16 protein-coding genes are annotated in these 17873 nt (G+C 62.3%); 8 read left to right on the top strand and 8 right to left on the bottom strand.

Going from position 1 to position 17873, the window contains the following annotated elements:
• Nucleotides 1-155: 155 nt before the first annotated feature.
• Entirely contained in the window at nucleotides 156-659 is a 504-nt protein-coding gene (locus B0G76_RS40470) for a YbhB/YbcL family Raf kinase inhibitor-like protein (protein ID WP_120298309.1), read from the top strand.
• A gap of 71 nt (nucleotides 660-730) precedes the next feature.
• Nucleotides 731-2170 carry an MFS transporter gene (locus tag B0G76_RS40475; protein WP_120298310.1) on the top strand — a complete coding sequence of 480 codons (1440 nt, stop codon included), beginning with the start codon at nucleotides 731-733 and terminating at the stop codon, nucleotides 2168-2170.
• A gap of 78 nt (nucleotides 2171-2248) precedes the next feature.
• On the opposite strand, the gene otsA is transcribed toward B0G76_RS40475, so the two are convergent.
• The 3 genes from otsA to B0G76_RS44455 form a co-directional block, all read right to left on the bottom strand.
• Nucleotides 2249-3679, bottom strand: coding sequence for an alpha,alpha-trehalose-phosphate synthase (UDP-forming) (otsA, locus tag B0G76_RS40480; protein WP_120298311.1), 1431 nt, complete (start codon nucleotides 3677-3679; stop codon nucleotides 2249-2251).
• A 211-nt stretch (nucleotides 3680-3890) separates the two neighbouring features.
• Entirely contained in the window at nucleotides 3891-4103 is a 213-nt protein-coding gene (locus B0G76_RS40485) for a hypothetical protein (RefSeq protein WP_120298312.1), read from the bottom strand.
• A 187-nt stretch (nucleotides 4104-4290) separates the two neighbouring features.
• Complete coding sequence (locus B0G76_RS44455; RefSeq protein ID WP_120298443.1) at nucleotides 4291-4491, bottom strand: hypothetical protein; 201 nt, start codon at nucleotides 4489-4491, stop codon at nucleotides 4291-4293.
• Nucleotides 4492-4650: 159 nt separating this feature from the next.
• On the opposite strand from B0G76_RS44455, the gene B0G76_RS40495 reads away from it, so the two are divergent.
• Nucleotides 4651-5973: an IS1182 family transposase gene (locus B0G76_RS40495; RefSeq protein WP_120289662.1), complete on the top strand. Its 1323-nt coding sequence runs from the start codon at nucleotides 4651-4653 to the stop codon at nucleotides 5971-5973.
• Between the two features lie 405 nt (nucleotides 5974-6378).
• On the opposite strand, the gene B0G76_RS40505 is transcribed toward B0G76_RS40495, so the two are convergent.
• From B0G76_RS40505 to B0G76_RS40515, 3 genes are all read right to left on the bottom strand, one after another.
• On the bottom strand, nucleotides 6379-7779 hold the full coding sequence (locus B0G76_RS40505; protein ID WP_120298313.1) for a sigma-54 dependent transcriptional regulator: 1401 nt from the start codon (nucleotides 7777-7779) through the stop codon (nucleotides 6379-6381).
• A gap of 301 nt (nucleotides 7780-8080) precedes the next feature.
• Complete coding sequence (locus B0G76_RS40510; RefSeq protein WP_120298444.1) at nucleotides 8081-8380, bottom strand: hypothetical protein; 300 nt, start codon at nucleotides 8378-8380, stop codon at nucleotides 8081-8083.
• A 58-nt stretch (nucleotides 8381-8438) separates the two neighbouring features.
• Complete coding sequence (locus tag B0G76_RS40515; protein ID WP_120298314.1) at nucleotides 8439-8756, bottom strand: YqjD family protein; 318 nt, start codon at nucleotides 8754-8756, stop codon at nucleotides 8439-8441.
• A 391-nt stretch (nucleotides 8757-9147) separates the two neighbouring features.
• Here B0G76_RS40515 and B0G76_RS40520 point away from each other — a divergent pair, with 391 nt between their 5' ends.
• From B0G76_RS40520 to B0G76_RS40530, 3 genes are all read left to right on the top strand, one after another.
• Entirely contained in the window at nucleotides 9148-10194 is a 1047-nt protein-coding gene (locus B0G76_RS40520) for a sigma-54-dependent Fis family transcriptional regulator (RefSeq protein ID WP_120298315.1), read from the top strand.
• Nucleotides 10195-10591: 397 nt separating this feature from the next.
• Nucleotides 10592-11188, top strand: a complete 597-nt coding sequence (locus tag B0G76_RS40525; RefSeq protein ID WP_183082326.1) for a hypothetical protein — start codon at nucleotides 10592-10594, stop codon at nucleotides 11186-11188.
• A 77-nt stretch (nucleotides 11189-11265) separates the two neighbouring features.
• Nucleotides 11266-11805, top strand: a complete 540-nt coding sequence (locus B0G76_RS40530; RefSeq protein ID WP_120298445.1) for a hypothetical protein — start codon at nucleotides 11266-11268, stop codon at nucleotides 11803-11805.
• Between the two features lie 75 nt (nucleotides 11806-11880).
• On the opposite strand, the gene B0G76_RS40535 is transcribed toward B0G76_RS40530, so the two are convergent.
• Complete coding sequence (locus B0G76_RS40535) at nucleotides 11881-13227, bottom strand: AAA-associated domain-containing protein (RefSeq protein WP_120298317.1); 1347 nt, start codon at nucleotides 13225-13227, stop codon at nucleotides 11881-11883.
• A 19-nt stretch (nucleotides 13228-13246) separates the two neighbouring features.
• Nucleotides 13247-14998, bottom strand: a complete 1752-nt coding sequence (locus B0G76_RS40540) for an ABC transporter permease subunit (RefSeq protein ID WP_120298318.1) — start codon at nucleotides 14996-14998, stop codon at nucleotides 13247-13249.
• A gap of 735 nt (nucleotides 14999-15733) precedes the next feature.
• On the opposite strand from B0G76_RS40540, the gene B0G76_RS40545 reads away from it, so the two are divergent.
• Entirely contained in the window at nucleotides 15734-17425 is a 1692-nt protein-coding gene (locus B0G76_RS40545; RefSeq protein WP_120298319.1) for a sensor domain-containing diguanylate cyclase, read from the top strand.
• Nucleotides 17426-17541: 116 nt separating this feature from the next.
• Nucleotides 17542-17808: a hypothetical protein gene (locus B0G76_RS40550; protein WP_115782186.1), complete on the top strand. Its 267-nt coding sequence runs from the start codon at nucleotides 17542-17544 to the stop codon at nucleotides 17806-17808.
• Nucleotides 17809-17873: the final 65 nt, after the last annotated feature.

Here is a 17873-nt window from a genome sequence, read left to right on the forward strand (position 1 = left end):
CACTCGATTGGCTAGCTCCGGGTATTTTTCGCGTGCTGACCTGGCAGAAATCGGGCAGTTAACCGGCAACAATCCGCCAACAACTCAATGGCAAGCCGGCAGCAAAAAAAGCACGCCCCGACCATCCCAGAACCGCTCAAGAAGGGAGGTACACAATGGCTGATTTCCGTCTCTGGTCCGACGATTTCCCCACCAACGGCTTTATGCCGAAAGCCCACGAGTATCACGACAAGGCCTTCGGCGTAGACGGCGAGAACATCTCGCCCGCGTTGCAGTGGGACGCGCCGCCGGCCGACACCCAAAGCTTCGCACTCACCGTTCACGATCCCGACGCGCCCACCGGCAGCGGCTTCTGGCACTGGGTTGTCGTCAACATTCCGGCTGACGCCCGCTCATTGCCGCGCAACGCCGGCAAGGCCGACGGTTCGCTGCTGCCGCAAGGCGCACTGCAGGTGCGCAACGACTACGGCACGGTCGGCTTCGGCGGCGCGGCGCCGCCGCGTGGCGACCGGACGCATCGCTACATCTTCCGCCTGCATGCGCTGAAGGTGCCGCATCTGCCGATCAATGCGGAGACCACCAATGCGGTGGCGCGTTTCATGACGCATCTGAACGAACTCGACTCGACCACTCACACCGGTCTCTACGAACTCAAATAACACGTGAAACACGCGGTTCATCGCAAGATCGCAGAGCCGATGAGCCGCTCCACTTCCAATCCACAAGAACGATGCACGCACAACCATCGCGCAAGGACAATTCAATGCCGGCCGATGCCGCCCCAGCTTCCCCACGCGCTGCCGGCACACCGCTCGCGGACAGCACCGAACAAGGTTTGCCGATTCCGCAACGCTACTGGGCGATGCTGGTCATCGCCCTCGCCCTCACGCTCGCGGTGCTCGACAGCGCGATTGCCAACGTGGCGCTGCCGACCATCGCGCGCAATCTGCACGCGAGCGCAGCGGGCTCGATCTGGATCGTCAACGCTTACCAGCTCGCCATCACCATTTCACTGCTGCCGCTTGCGTCGCTCGGCGACCGCATCGGCTACCGGCGCATCTATCTGGGCGGGCTGATCCTGTTTACCGTGGCGTCGTTCGGATGCGCGTTGTCCAACTCGCTGCCGACGCTCGCGCTCGCCCGCGTGATCCAGGGCTTCGGCGCGGCGGGCATCATGAGCGTGAACACTGCGCTCGTGCGCATGATCTATCCGCCCGCGCAGCTTGGGCGCGGCGTTGCAATCAACGCGATGGTCGTCGCGATATCGTCGGCAGTCGGGCCGACGGTCGCCTCCGGGGTGCTCGCCGTCGCTTCGTGGCCGTGGCTGTTCGCGATCAACGTGCCGATCGGGATCGCGGCGATCGTCGGCGGCTTCAAGGCACTGCCGCTGAATCCCGGCCACGAGTCTCCCTATGACTATCTCAGCGCGGTGATGAACGCGTGTGTGTTCGGCCTCCTGATTTTTGCCGTCGACGGTCTCGGTCACGGCGAGCGCTTTGGCTGGGTTGCCGCGGAAGCAATCGGCGCGGTGGTGATCGGCTACTTTTTCGTGCGCCGTCAATTGACCCAGCCCGCGCCCCTGCTGCCGATCGATTTGCTGAAGATTCCAGTGTTCGCCCTCTCGATCGGCACCTCGGTCTGTTCGTTCTGTGCGCAGATGCTGGCCTTCGTATCGTTGCCGTTTTTGTTGCAGGACACGCTCGGCTTTTCGCAGGTCGATACCGGTTTGCTGATGACGCCGTGGCCGGCGGTGATCATCCTCGCCGCGCCGATTGCCGGCGTGCTGTCGGACAAGATATCGTCAGGCTGGCTGGGCGGCGTCGGACTCGTTGCGATGACCGTGGGCCTGCTGCTCCTCGCCACCCTCGGCGCGCATCCCGAGCCCATGCAGATCGCGTGGCGCATGGCGCTGTGCGGCGCGGGCTTCGGGATCTTCCAGTCGCCGAACAATCGAACCATGTTATCCTCCGCGCCGCGTGAGCGCAGCGGCGGCGCGAGCGGCATGCTCGGCACCGCGCGCCTGACCGGACAGACGCTCGGCGCCGCGCTGGTCGCGCTGATCTTCGGCATCGCGCCGCAGCACGGGCCGACTATCGTGCTGTATGTGGCCGCGTGCTTTTCGGCGGTCGCCGCCGTGGTCAGTACGTTGCGCGTGATGCAGCGCGCGTGAATATGCTTCAACCTTCCAGACAGTTCGACGTGACCAGCACGCGTGGTTCTTGAAAGAACCACGCCGCCGCTGATGCGGCTATGACGACGATGCCGTCACGTCAGCGAGCTTTACCGCTTTGGCCGTCACCGAAGAGGCGGTCGCGATATCGCGCAGGTCGCCAAGGAACGTATCGCGCCAGACCGACAGATTGTTCTCGCGCATCGGCGCCATCATGTCCGCGTGACGCGCCTGACGCTCGGCGAGCGGCATCGACAGCGCGCGCTCCAGCGCTTCGGCCATCTGCGACAGATCGAACGGATTGACGACCAGCGCGCCCGGCAATTGCTCGGCCGCACCGGCAAATTGCGACAACACGAGGACACCCGGATCGGCGGGATCCTGCGATGCGACGTACTCCTTCGCGACGAGGTTCATTCCGTCGCGCAGCGGCGTCACATAGCCGACCTGCGATTGACGGAACAGCGCCATCAGCAAATTGCGCTCGTACTTGCGGTTCAGGTACTGGATCGGCGTCCAGTCGAGTTGTGCAAAGCGGCCATTGATGCGGCCCGCTTCGCCCTCAAGCGTCTGACGAATACGCTGATATGTCTGCACATCCGCGCGCGTTGGCGGCGCGATCTGCACCAGCGACACGCGTCCGTGCCAACCCGGTGCATTCAGCAGCAGCCGTTCGAACGCCTGAAAGCGCTCGACCAGACCCTTCGAATAATCGAGCCGGTCGACGCTCATGATCAGTTTGCGCCCGCGCATGCCGTCGCGCAGGCTGCGCACCGGCTTGCGGTCGGTGAACTGCTCGGCGGCCTTGGCGATTGCGTCCGGATAGATGCCGATCGGGTACGCCGCCACTTTCAGGAAACGGTTGCAGGCGTGCACCATGCCGTCTTCGCTCGAAGAGCCGTGCTGGCCGCGTTCGATAAAGTCGACGAACGACTGGCGGTCCGCTTCGGTCTGAAAACCGATCACGTCGTAGCTGCACATCGCCTTGACCAATTCCTCGTGTGGCGGAATCGTACGGAGTACTTCCGGAACGGGAAACGGGATATGCAGGAAGAAGCCGATCGGATTCTTCACGCCGAGTTCGCGCAGACAGCGGGCGAACGGCAGCAGGTGATAGTCGTGCACCCAGATGATGTCATCGGGTTTGAGCAGTGCCTTGAGCTGCTTGGCGAGCGTCGCGTTGACGCGCTGATAGCCCGCGTATTCCTGCCTGTCGTAGCGCGACAGGTCGTTGCGATAGTGGAATGTCGGCCACAGTGTCGCGTTCGAAAAGCCGCGATAGTACTGGTCATAGTCGCGCTTGGTGAGGCCCACCGTCGCGTACGTCACATTGCCCTGCTTTTCGATAATCGGAGCGGACGGCTCGCTGACCGTTTCACCGCTCCAGCCGAACCAGACTCCGCCGGTTTCCTTCAACGCGTCCAGCACGCCGATCGCGAGGCCACCTGCCGCGGGACGGCCTTCCTGGATCGGCGCCACACGATTCGATACCACGATCAGTCTGCTCATTGGTGCTTCACCTCGTCAGTTGTTTCGTTGCATACGGATATGGGCCAAACAGGTGCATGCAATTCGCGTGCCGTTTTCCGAGATACTGAACATAAAAATGTTTGCAAATGTGACAAACGAGCACAAACGCGCGATATCGAAGCATCGCGAAGAAGTTCTTTCTGCTTTGTACGACGAAACCGGGGCTCGTCTTACTGGCTGAGAAATGGACTCAGGCGTCCTGTTCTGAGCCCAGATCGCGCTGGTACTCCAGCCCTTCCCGACGCACGCCGCCCTGGTTGTGTTCGCCGTCTGGCGGCGCATCGGGGGCGATGCGGTTTTGCGCTGCCGGGTCTGGCGACTCTACTGGGCCGCTGTTGCTGCTGCCCGTTCGGGAATCGCGCTTCGAGTGGCGCGCGGAACGTCGCAGTGCTGGATGTCTCATGATCGATGCCTCCAGGGGGAGCCCGCCGCCATCGAGACGGCATCAGTTCAGTGTAGGGGTCACGCTGAGAAATTTCCGGTAAAAGATGCGTCGCTTTTGTAACAAGTACATAAAATCGCCGCCCCGGACCCCGGCGCATCACTGGAGCGTGTCAGAGTTGCACGAGGCGGTCTTCCGACGATGGACATTAAGAGGCTTGAGGCGTTTGAGTGGGCTGCGGCGGCGGGTCACCGATGGGCGGCGCGACGGGATCGATTGGATCTGGGGTCGGACTGGGATTGGGAAACGTGTCGGGCTCATCGGGATCGGGCGTTGGCGGCTCGATTGGCTCGGGACGGTGAGCGAACTTCGGGAGGGGAGATGCGGAAGCGGTGGCATATTCCGGCATGTCGGTGATCCTCGTATTGCGTTCCATTGGATTAAACCGGAGCAAGCCTTATGCCGAATGAAAAGACGGGCAAAGCAAAGCAGATGGATAGGTGACCTAGGAGCGTGCGCGGCAGAAGTCTGATGTCATCCGGTCGGGCAGGGTAAACATTGTTAGCAGATGACAACAAGCTATCTCCCCTACGAGCCGCAGCAGCAGATGTTGCTGCCCCACGCGCTGCAAGACTGGCTGCCCGAAGGGCACCTTGCCTACTACATCAGCGACACGGTGGACTCACTCGACCTCTCCGCTTTCCATGCGCGGTATGCCGGCGGTGGTCAGCGCAACCAGCCCTTTCATCCGGCGATGATGGTGAAGGTGCTCGTGTACGGCTATGCGACCGGCGTGTTCTCGTCGCGCAAGCTGGCCAGGAAGCTGCATGAGGATGTCGCGTTCCGGGTCCTGGCGGCGGGCAACTATCCGGCGCACCGGACGCTGTGCGACTTCCGCGCCTTTCACCTCAAAGAACTGTCGGACCTGTTTGTGCAGGTGGTGAAACTGGCCAGGGAGTGCGGACTGATCAGGCTCGGGACGATTGCCGTTGACGGCACGAAGATCAAGGCCAATGCCTCGCGCCACAAGGCGATGAGCTACGACCGGATGAAGAAAGCCGAGCTTGAACTGAAAGAACAGATCGATGCGCTGCTGGCAAAAGCGAAAGTGGCCGATGACGCTGAGAAGAACGAGCCTGAACTCGATATTCCGGCCGAGATCACGCGGCGCGAGGACCGGCTTGCGGTCATCCGTGCTGCGCGTGCGCGTCTGGAAGAGCGCCAGCGCCAGGCCGATATCGCGCGTGGTCGTAGCGACGACGACACGCCGCCGGACGGCGGCGACAAGCCGAAAAAGAAGTCGCGCTTCAAGTACAGGTTCGGCGAGCCCAAGCCCGACGCCCAGGAGAATTTTACTGACCCGGAAAGCCGGATCATGAAGCACGCCGGCGGCGGCTTCGACTATTCCTACAATGCCCAGGCTGCCGTCGACGACACGGCCCACATCATCGTCGCGGCCGAACTGGGTAACAGTGCCGCCGACAGCGGCCAGTTGCCAGGCGTTCTTGCTGCCGTGCTGCGTGACGCTGGCGCCAATCCCAGGCAAGTCCTTGCCGACGCGGGCTACCGGTCGGAAGCGACGTTCGAGCAATTGCGCGAGCATCCCGCCGAGCTGATTGTGGCGCCCGGACGCGAGGGCAAGAAAGATGTGAGGGTCGATGCCCTGAAGCGCCCGCTGTGCGCCGCGATGGCAGAAAAGTTTACCTCTGCGCAAACTCAGGCGGCCTATCGAAAGCGCAAATGGCTGTCCGAACCGCCGAATGCCTGGGTAAAAAGCGTTCTCGGATTTCGACAATTCAGCATGCGCGGACTGGCCAAGGCTCAGGCCGAGTGGAAGCTCGTCTGCGTGGCGCTGAACCTGCGCAGAATGTCGAAAATGAAACTTGCGTAAGCCCGGAAGGGGGCAAGTTTGCCTGATTTCGCCCCCGGGCAAACCATTTTTGCGCGCACTGGCGGGCAAAACTGCAATCGCAGTTGACGCCGCCCGATCTGGCGTCAACTCCGGAGGCTCAAATTCTGTCTGCCGCGCGGACTCCTAGGCATCGGCGCGCGCAGCGCCGCCGGAAGAATGACGGCCTTGTCACTCACGCGGAATGTGCGAGAACACAGATTCCAGATGCACCACTACCGCAACTGTGCGGGGGACCCGCTTATGAGCTAGCGGTGTGAAGCGGCTTTCTTTGCTTACTTTCTTTGCCGCGGCAAAGAAAGTAAGTGCCTGCCCCGCACAGGGGCGACGCTAATAGACCACTAAGAAAACAAGAAAAGGCCAACACCGCAGGCAAAAAACCCAGCATCAAACATCCGCCCCCCCCAAAGCCCGCGACTCATCCGCCACATCTCCTTCATCACGCGCATCATTCCCATACTCGACAAGCCGGTTATAAAGTGTCTTCAGACTAATCCCAAGAATCTCAGCCGCCCGCGTCTTCACCCCGCCACACTGCTCGAGCGTAGCCAGAATCAACTGCCGATCGGCCTCAGCCAGCGAAGTCCCAAACGGAATGGTAATCGCCGTCCCAGCCGCAGGCTTCGACAACGTAATCTGCAACGGCACCGTCGCCGTACTATCCGAATCCGAACCCGACATGATGTGTGCGCGCTGCACATAGTTCTTGAGCTCGCGCACATTACCCGGCCACGGATACGACATCAGCATGTCTTTCACTGCAGCAGGAAAATGCTTCTTCGTACTGTGAAGCTCATTGAGCTCATCGAGAAACGCCTGCGCGAGCAGCTCAACGTCCTTACCCCGGTCGCGCAACGGCGGCAGACTAATCGGAAACACGTTGAGACGGTGATACAAGTCAAGCCGCAACTTCCCTTCCAGCACAGCCTGCTCAGGATCGCGATTAGTAGCCGCAATCAGCCGAACGTCGGTCTCAATTTCCTTAGTCGTGCCGACCCGCATAAACATGCCAGTCTCCAGCACCCGCAGCAGCTTCACCTGCAACTCGATCGGCATCTCGGTGATTTCATCGAGAAACAGCGTGCCGCCGTTCGCGCGTTCGAAATACCCTTTGTGCTGACGGTCCGCACCGGTAAACGAGCCACGCTCATGCCCGAACATTTCCGATTCGATCAGGTTCGGCGAGATCGCGCCGCAGTTCACCGCGAGGAACGCATGCTTGCGGCGCAAGCTCAGTTGGTGCAGCGTCTGGGCGGCGACTTCCTTGCCGGTGCCAGACTCGCCCACCAGCATGACCGAGGCCGCCGTCGGCGCCACACGGCCCATCTGGTCGTAGACCTCCTGCATGGCCGGTGAATTGCCGAGCATCAAACCGAAGCGGCCCATGCGGCGCAACTCGCCGCGCAAGGTGCCGATTTCCGCCTTCAGGTCGCCGGCGCGCGGCAGGCGCGACAGGATCGCCTTCACGCGCTGCATGTTGATCGGTTTCACCAGGTAATCGGTCGCGCCCATCTTCAGCGCGTTGACCGCCGACTCCACCGTGGCGTGGCCGGTAATCACGATCACCTCCACGCCGGAGCGCGGGTCGAGATCTTCGAACAGATCGACTCCACTGCCGTCGGGCAGCTTCAGGTCGGTAAAGACCACGTCCGGCATCTGCCGGACCAGTTGAATGCGCGCTTCGCGCAAATCGCCCGCCGTGGCGGTAGTCAAACCGTCTTCCCCGATGATGGCGGCAAGCGCCTCGCGGGTACCGGCATCGTCGTCGACAATCAGTACGTGTGGCATCGCGTCTCGAAAGCCTGAAAGCGTGAATGGGGAACATGCGAAACCGCATGCTCGAAGGCCGCCCGGCGGCTTGCCACCGCGCCGCGTGTGCGCCCAGATGTGAGCACACGCTAACACACCGTGGCAGCGCCGAGCCCCTGACTTGATTCAATATCGCAACAATCGACGAAGAAACCGGGTATCGGAGCGCGATATTGTTGTCTATTTATCTATTGTACGGCTTTATCGAGACAAATTTATCATGCGCGCCACGCGCCGCGTGTCGACGCGGCACGCCAGCGCAGCGGTGCACGCCGGGTCGTCAGTGCGGCCCTGAGCTACGCGGAAACGGCCATGCATCGCCCTGGCCGTTCGAACGCGCGGAGCCATTCGCACCGTGCGCGGCATCTGGCGTAGATGGACCGGCGCTCGCCGCGCTCACGCTGCCGGACGGCGTAGCCGGCGTAGCCGGCGTCGCCACGGTGCCGCCCTCGCCTTCCCAGCGGCTCAGTTCCCGCGCCGCCAGAGCCTGCGCGGCACGGTTTCGCTGCACATAGCGCAAAGCCAGAACCCCGCCAAGCGCCATCAGCACGCCAAAGATGCGAATTTTGGGTCGTCCCATCGTGAACTCCTTGTGATCGTCTAGCGGATTGGCGTTGAGCACTGCGCCTTAGTGTGCGTTAGTGTGCGCTCAGAACGCCAAGCAGGAAGCCGGCGCCCGCAGCAATGCCGATCGAGCGCCAAGGGTTGTGCCGCACGTAGCGCTCGGCATTGACGGTCGCAACCCGGTAGCGGTGCTGCGCGTTCCGCTGCGCATCGCCGAGCGCCGATTGCAGCGTTTCGACGTGCGCCCCCAGGCGCTCGCGCAGTGCTTCGACGCCTTCGCCCGGCACGTTGGCGGCAAGCCGCAGCATTTCTTCCGAGTCCGTCAGCAGCACTTTCAGATCCTCGACAATCTTCTGCCGCCCGAGTGTGAGCTGTTGCGTGGTGTCAGTCATCGTTCACTCCTATCTCTGAATTCGGCGTTCGTGTTTGTTTGGGTCTTTTGTGTCTTGTCTCCGGCGCGTCGCGAACAATCGGAAAACCGCGTTCACCGCCAACGCGCCTTGAACCGAACCGCTCAAAAGCATGTACATGTCGGAGGAATCGTGCAAACGCCGTGCCCGGTAAATTTGCCGCTTTCATTCGACGCCGGTACGGTTTCAGGCATTTTCGACCGGGCTTGCGTCGACCGATTTCGCCGACCGTTACATGAATTGCCGGAAGCAGCGTCAAAGTGGTTAAATCGAATTTTTGTGAGATAGTGGTCGCACTGGTCCGTCTTGCTCCAAGGGCTTCAAGGCCTGCGCGCCGCAACACCGAACCCCATTTGCACAGGACTCCCCGTTTATGGCGTCAATCGATCTGGACTCGCCCACCGTCTCCGCCGCGCAGACGAAACAGCGCGTCGCGGACGGCGTCGCGGGACTGAAATCGTACGGGCTGCTGTATGGCTCGTCGCCGGTGATGCTCGATCTGTACGAACAGATCGAACGCGTCGCCAGCACTGACGCGACCGCGCTGATCATCGGCGAATCCGGCACCGGCAAGGAATTGATTGCCCGCACGATTCACGATCAAAGCAGCCGCAAGGACGCACCGTTTGTCGCCGTGAATTGCGGCGCGATTCCCGACGAACTCATCGAAGCCGAATTATTCGGCCACGAAAAGGGCAGCTTCACCGGCGCGGTCCAGGGTCGCGTTGGCTACTTCGAACATGCGAACGGCGGCACGCTGTTTCTCGACGAAATCACGGAAATGGCGCCGGTGCGCCAGGTCAAACTTCTGCGCGCGCTCGAGACCGGCACGTTCTTTCGGGTGGGCGGCAACGAACTGATTCGCGGCGACGTGCGCGTGATCGCTGCGACCAATCGCGACCCCGCGGTAGCGGTGAAGGAAAACGGTCTGCGTGAAGACCTGATGTACCGGCTCGCAGTTTTTCCGTTGCGCGCGCCGCCATTGCGCGAACGTGAAAGCGACCGCGAACTGCTCGCCCAGCACTTCCTCGCCCTGCTGAATCAGCAGGAAGGCACGAGCAAGAGCTTCAGCAAACGGTCGATCGAAACGCTGCGGACCTGGTCGTGGCCGGGCAACGTGCGCGAGTTGAAGAACGCGGTGTATCGCGCGTTCATTCTCGCGGAGAACACGGTCGAACTGCCGCATCCGCATCTCGCGTCGCGTGTAAAAAAACCCATGACGCAAGGCGACGCGATGAGCGTATGGATCGGCACCCCGCTCGCCGATGCGCAAAAGCAGATCATTCTCGGCACGCTGAAGTATTGCGGCGGCGACAAGCGGCGCGCGGCCAAAGCGCTCGGCGTGAGTCTGAAAACGCTTTATAACCGCCTGAGCACGTACGGCGGCGACGAACACGCGGACGACGAAACCGAGCAATAAGCGATGTCAGGCGCTCACGCGATTCGTTCGCGTGAGCGTGTGTTTTCTGTATGCTCGCCGTCTACTTTTCCGCGCTCGTCCAACGTGCTTGTTTCACCCCCTCTCTGCAGAAACGTCCTTTTCTGCCTACCTGTCATCTCATTAATCCCTTCGCATCACCAATCAAATCGGCGTCTTTCCAGCAGAAACCGATTTGACTCGCACCATCTTTTGCAATTGCTTGCACTTTCCCTCTGCCAATTACAAATGGCATCCTGCAAAATGCGGCAGCGCTCAGTGCGACCGTGAGAAAGACGTGCCTTGCGCTCACACATCGTTCACACACGTGCTTCGTATAAGTGAGCGATGCATGAGCAGCACGTGAGCGAAAGGCACTTGCAGGAGCAGAGACAGGGAAATGCAAAAAAGTATGGTGTGGGCCGAAGGGGCAAAACAAACAGCCAATGCGTCTAAAGCGGCCAAACGCGGACGTCCGAATGCAACGGCGCTCGCCGCATTGGCCGTGGCGATCTCGTCGGCATTGAGCGGTTGCAGTTCGCTCTATTCGGAAGGCGCCACCGCCGGCGCCGGTATCGCAGGCGCCGCGCTCGCGGCGAAGATCACCAGCAATGCGGCAGTCGCCACCGGCATCGGTCTCGGCGCAGTGGCCGCGGCCCGCGCCGGCGTGCAGTACTCGCAGCGCGTAGTCCACAAGAATGCGCAGGACGGTATCGCCAAAATCGCCGGGCCACTCGACGTCGGCGCGATTGCTCCGTGGAGCGTGACCCACTCGGTGCCGATCGAAGACGACGAACACGGCCGCGTCACCGTCAGCCGCACGATCAGCGCCGGCGCGCTCGACTGCAAGGAAATCGTCTTCTCGGTCGACCAGACCGCCACCCAAAACGTGCCGGCGAGCAGCGCGTTCTACGTCGCGTCGATCTGCCGTGACGGCGACAACTGGAAATGGGCGTCGGCGGAACCCGCTACCGAACGCTGGGGCGCGCTGCAATGAGGGCGCTGCCGCTTCCACATCCGCGGGATGAACGCGCGCTGTCCGAGCTACGCTCTGCGGATGGTGCGCGCGCCGCCCTGGTCCCGCGTACCCTTGCCGCGGCACTTTCCGGCAACCGGCTGCGGCTCGTGCTGGCCGGCGCACTCTGTGTCGGCGCCAGTCTGCTGACGAGCGGCTGCTCGTCGGTCGGCGCGGCGAGCGGCGCCGCGGCCGGTGTCGCGTCAGGTCTCGTGACGTCCAACCCGGCAGTCGGCATCGGCGTCGGTATCGCCGTGCAGGCCGCGACCGACGAAGCCATCGGCCGCTACATGCGCACCATGCACACCGATCAGCAGAACATGATCGCCGCGCTGGCGGGCGCGATGCCGGTCGGCGAGACGCGGCCCTGGGCGGTCAAGCACACGCTGCCGATCGAGAACGGCCACGGCAAGGTGCGCGTGACGCGCGCATTCAACTCGGCGCTCGCGTTGTGCAAGGATTTCGTGTTCTCGGTACAGGACGGCGACGGCCCGGACGCGCACGAAGACTGGTATACGGCAAGCGCGTGCCGGCAGGAGAAAGGCTGGAAGTGGGCGTCTGCAGAACCGGCGGTCGAGCGCTGGGGCAATCTGCAATAAAAAAACGGCAGGGTCTCCCCTGCCGTTTTTTTTGCCTGCTTTTTACCTCGAGCGTCTCAATCAGCTCGACCGGATTTAAGACTCCACGTCTTCCAGACTGAAAATTTCCGTCTGGTCGTTGTACGAGAAGATCTCGCCATAACGGCCCCAGTTGATCACCGCGTCGAGCGTCTCTTCCGCGGCGCTGTCCGACAGAAAATCCTCCAGCTCCTGCTCGAAGCGCACGCGCGGCGCGCGATGCCCCGGCCGTTCGTTCAACACCTTCTTGATCCGCGCGGCGAGCGGCACGTGGCGCAGCAGGTGCTCGGCGAACATCATCTTGCGTTCCTGCGTGCCGAATTCCGAGAACACGCGTGCCGGCGGCGTCAGGAAAATATCCCCTTCGCGTATGTCGGCGAAACCCAGGTGCTGCAGCACTTCGGCAACCGGGAACAGATCGTCCACCTCCAGATGCAGCGAGCGGGCGATTTCCGGCATGTCGGCGCGGCCGTGATACGGCGCGGCGGCCAGCGTTTCGATCAGACCGGCCATCAGGTTGGTCGACACATGCGGCAACCAGCTGTGCAGTTCCAGTCCCTTCCTGGTCTTTTCGTCGGTCTGACGCGCGGTCATCTTCGCGTAGATGTCGTCGACCAGACGGCGGAATGCCGGGTCCAGACGGTTACGCGGATGCTTGAACGGCACCTTGATTTCAGCGATGACACGACCCGGATTGGACGACAGCACCAGAATCCGGTCGCACATGAACACCGCTTCCTCGATGTTGTGCGTGACGATCAGCACCGCCTTGATCGGCATGCGGCCTTGCGTCCACAGATCGAGCAGGTCGGTACGCAGCGTTTCTGCCGTCAGCACGTCGAGCGCGGAGAACGGCTCGTCCATCAGCAGCAGCGTGGGGTCGACCACCAGCGCGCGTGCAAAGCCAACACGCTGACGCATGCCGCCCGACAACTCTCGCGGATACGCGTTTTCGAAACCGTCGAGACCGATCAGGTCGATCGCCGCCAGCGCGCGCGTGCGGCGTTCGCTCGCGGCGACACCCTGCGCCTCGAGACCCGCTTCCACGTTTTGCAGCACGGTCAGCCACGGGAACAGCGCGAAGGTCTGGAACACCATCGCCACGCCCTTGGCCGGGCCGTCCAGCGGCTTGCCCATATAGGTGACTTCGCCGTCGGTCGGCTCGATCAGACCGGCGATGATGCGCAGGAGCGTCGATTTGCCCGAGCCCGAACGGCCCAGCAGACCAACAATTTCGCCTTCGCGCAACGACAGATTCGCGTCGTCGAGGACGAGCAGCTCGCCCTGCGACTTGTTGAACCCGCGGCACACGTCCTTGACGCGCAGGATCTCTTCGCCGAGGCGCGGCGGCATCGGCGGGGTCTGGATCGGTGCGGCGGTCATAGCAGCTTTAGGATTTTGCATCGCGTTTAGCCTTTATTTCTCAATCTAGCCGCAGCTTGGCTTCGGCGTAGGCGAACATCGGACGCCACAACAGGCGGTTGAACAGGGTCACGAACAGGGACATCACGGCGATGCCCACGATGATCTTCGGATAGTCGCCCGCTGCGGTGGTCTGCGCGATGTAGGCGCCCAAGCCATGCGCGACAACCTTGGTGTCGCCCCACTGAACAAATTCCGCGACGATACTTGCGTTCCACGCGCCACCCGATGCGGTGATCGCGCCGGTCACGTAATAAGGGAAAATGCCCGGCAGCATCGCCTGACGCCACCATTGCCAGCCGCGGATGTGGAAATTCTTGGCCGCTTCCCGGTAGTCGTTTGGATACGAACTCGCGCCGGCAATCACGTTGAACAGGATATACCACTGGGTGCCGAGCACGATCAGCGGCGACAACCAGATGTCCGGATTCAGATGAAAGCGCACGATGACGATCACGAACACCGGAAACAGCAGGTTCGCCGGGAACGCGGCGAGGAACTGCGCGATCGGCTGCACCTTCTGCGCGAGCGCCGGCCGCAGGCCGATCAGTACACCGATCGGCACCCAGATCACCGAGGCGATGGCGATCAGCACCACCACCCGCAGCAGCGTGATGAGCCCCAGAACGAACACGTGCCAGACTTCGTCGAGCGACACGCCGGTTCGCACGTAGGTGATCACGCGGTAGACCACGTAGACCGTAGCGAGCAGCACCACGGCCGCCCAGACAATGTCGCCGACGCGCGAGGTCTTCTCGCGCTGCGGAATCTGGAAGCGCGGGCCGCGAAACGCCGGCAACGTGAAGTTGACGCGCGCGGCCTTGGCGAACATCCAGCCGAGCGGCACCAGCAGACGGTGAATCAGGTGGGTGCGGCGGATCAGGTCGAGCAGCCACGATTCCGGCGCATTGCCCGAGCTGGTGGTTTCCATGCGGAATTTATCAGCCCACGCAACCAGCGGGCGGAACATGAACTGGTCGTACGCAAGAATCACGACCGTCATGGCAAGGATCACCCAGCCGACCGCGTGCAGATTCTTGTCGGAAATCGCCTGCGCCAGATACGCGCCGATACCCGGCAGCGTGATCGAGTTGTTGCCGACGGTGATGGCTTCCGAGGCGACCACGAAGAACCAGCCACCCGACATCGACATCATCATGTTCCAGATGAGGCCCGGCATCGAGAACGGCACTTCCAGCTTCCAGAAACGTTGCCATGAAGTCAGATGAAAGCCGCGCGAGACTTCGTCCAGATCGCGCGGCACCGTGCGCAGCGACTGGTAAAAGCTGAACGTCATGTTCCAGGCCTGGCTCGTGAAGATCGCGAAGATCGCCGCCAGCTCGGCGCCGAGCACGCGGCCCGGGAACAGCGCGAGGAAGAACGTGACTGTAAACGAAATGTAGCCAAGCACCGGCACCGACTGCAGGATGTCGAGAATCGGCACCAGCACCATGCCGGCGCGGCGGCTCTTGGCAGCCAGCGTGCCGTACACGAGCGTGAAGATCAGCGAGGCGACCAGCGCCGCCAGCATGCGCAGCGTGGTGCGCATGGCGTACTCGGGCAGATTCGACGGGTCGAGCGAGATCGCCTGAGTCTTGAGGGTCGACATCGGCGCCAGCGTTTCGTGAAACCCGATCGCGGTCATCGCGATGATGCAGATGATCAGCGGAAAGGCGACGAAGTCCCAGCGATTGGGCAGCACCCGCCATGCGGATGCATTGGCGGTCTGCTTCAGATTGAAGCTGAAATCCATCAGACGCTCTCCCTATTCATACAGGCATTCAAACGCACAGAAGGGGCCGCGGCTTCGGCGCGGCAGTCTGAAGATCGGTCCGGAAAGCGGAAATCAGGCATGGCAAAACGCATGTGCGCAGTAAATCGTTAGCGTTGGAGACACGTGGACCGGTGACGGACGGGTCCGTGGGCAAGCCGCCCGGGACCGCAACCGTCAAGCCGGACTCCTGTCGCCGCAGGCGCCGCCCGAAGGCTGGCGGGCTTTCCTTGTTTTGGACGGCACGACACTACACCATCCTATGTTTCAGGCACAACCTTTCACGGCAAATAGCAACAAATAGCCTCGAACGCACGGGCAACAGCCTTCGGCCGGCGTCGGCAAGGCCGGATACAACCGCATACAACGAGTCAAATACTTCCCGTGCATGACCCGCTTTCCCGGCGAAAGCGATCATGACCGGCATCGCGTTTCAAACACCCTGAAAACCCGCGCTGCCATTCAGAAAGCTGACGCGCTGCCGTTAAGGACCTAATGGGCGAGGCGAACGTACTTCGCATTCCCGCAATAACGGTGGCGTCTGGCCCCATGACGGTTAAAATCAAGAAACGACACACCTGATTGCGGTAATCCCGGGCCATGGCACGGCCCACACTGAGAGCGTATCGCCAGCCGCTTCCACAGGGGCGAACCAGCGCCAGCGCGCTGCCACGAAAAAGCTAGTTGCATGTCACAGCCAGACGGATCAGAGGGTCGATGAACAGGACAACCTTGCGCCAGGCAACCGGACCGATCAGCTTCGCGCTGATCGTGCTCGTTTGCTGGTTCGTGGCCGGCATGGTCGCGGACCGGATGGTACAGCAAGAGCTGGACGCAGACTTGCGCACGCAGCGGCAAATGTCCATGTCGATCGTCGACAACATGGCGGAGGTTATCGCCAGCGACCTTGCAATGTCTCGGGCCATCCCCGCAACCATGGCCGAAATGGACGTGGTCCAGCGCGCGCTGGTGCAATCCCAGAATTATGCCGCGAACAATGAAGCGGCGGAACCCGCCTTGCACGACGCGTTGTTAAAAGATTCGCAGATGCTCGCCGTGAGCAATTTTCTGCACGACGCTCAAGGCTTCTCCGGGCTCGACCAGATCTGGCTCGTCAACGCCAACGGCATCTGCGTCGCGTCGAGCAGCGCCATCAATACCCCCCTCGCCGCCGAGCGCTCCTTCATCGGCGTCGACATGCGCACCCGCGGCTACCTGACCAATGCCCTGCTCGGCGCGTTTTCGGAAGCCTATGGTGTCGGCCGCCTGAGCGGCGAGCCGGGCATCTTCATCGCCGCGCCGGTCTACGCCGACGGCTTGCTGGTCGGGGTGGTGGTGGCCAAGGTGGGGATCGCGCGGTTGCGCCATTGGGTCGCGCATGCCGGCACCTTCGTCGCCGACGAGAACGGCGTCATCATCATGGCGCACGACAGCGAACTCGAAGGCCACGCGCTGCCGAACTCGCACGTGACGCAAATGAGCGCCGCCGAGCGTATGACGATCTATCGCCGCGAAATCCTCCCCGACATCCGGATCCAGGTCGACGCGCAGGTGCGCGAGCAGGCGCCGTGGGTGCCCGCAAATATCGCCAGCCAGTTGTTCGGCATGAGCGAGCAGCCGACGCCGGCGCTGTATCAGGCACGCAGCGGCTTGAACTCGGGGCTGTCGGCGCATCTGGTCGATCCGCTCGCGGCCTGGCCCGAACTGCTGCGCAATCACAAGCGCGATCATCTGCTGGTGTTTCTGACACTGGCCGGCACCGTCGCGCTCGCGTGGGTGATCACCGTGTCGTACGTGCGCGAGCGGCGCCACCATCGCGCCACCCGCGATCTTGCCGAGCAATTGCAATCGGCCAACACCCTGCTCTCGGCCGAGGCACGCCACGATGCGCTGACCGGCGCGCTGTCGCGGCGCTACTTCCTCGACCTGCTGCGCCACGAGATCGAGCGCGCGCATACGTGCAACGAGCCGCTGTGTATGGCGATCGCCGACCTCGACCACTTCAAGCAGATCAACGACCGCTTCGGCCACGCCGCCGGCGACCGCGCGCTCGAGCATTTCGTCGACACTTGCCGGGCCGAGTTGCGCGGCACCGATGCAATCGGCCGGCTGGGCGGCGAAGAATTCGGCTTGCTACTGCCGGCCACGGACCTCGCGGGCGGCCGCGAAGTGGTCGAACGCTTGCGCCTGCGCCTGAAGGCGATTCCTTCGCCGAAGCTGCCGGCTTCGGTGGGCCTGAGCGTGAGCATCGGCATCACCGAACTCTCCGCCGACGATCTGCCCGAGCGCATCATGAGCCGCGCCGACACGGCGCTTTACGCGGCGAAGACGGGCGGCCGCGACCGCACCGAAGCGCTTCCACCCGACGATACCGCGCCGCCCGCGCGGACGGTGGCCAACGCGTGGTGACGGCTGGCGATGCTGGTTGACGCAAAGCAAGTCCCGGCCTCGGGCATCCCGTAATGAAGCAGGTATCATCAACCCTGACATTGAGGTTGCCGCTACCGCTCTAACGGGAGATTCGCATGAAGGGAAATTTGGTCATCGTCTGTCGCGATCAGGATGCTGACGCTTTCGACCATTTGCTGGCCGAATATGGCGCGTTCCAGACGCGTTTGTCGTCGACTGCGTGGTATTTGAAGCTGGAAGTCGCGCCCGAGCTGATTCAGGAAGAAATACTCGCGCGTCTCGGCAAGTACACCACGCACTACATCTTCGAAGCCGAAACGGTAACGTGGAGTACGGTGGATGGCGACGCGGCGAATGCGTTGAACACGCTGTTTTCAGACTAGCGCAACGGTTGCCGGACGCGCTGTCCGGCATCAACACAGCGGGGCAGGCGCCTGCCGCCCTCGCC

Origin of the sequence: Paraburkholderia sp. BL23I1N1 (assembly GCF_003610295.1) — a bacterium.
In the GTDB taxonomy this organism is placed as follows: domain Bacteria; phylum Pseudomonadota; class Gammaproteobacteria; order Burkholderiales; family Burkholderiaceae; genus Paraburkholderia.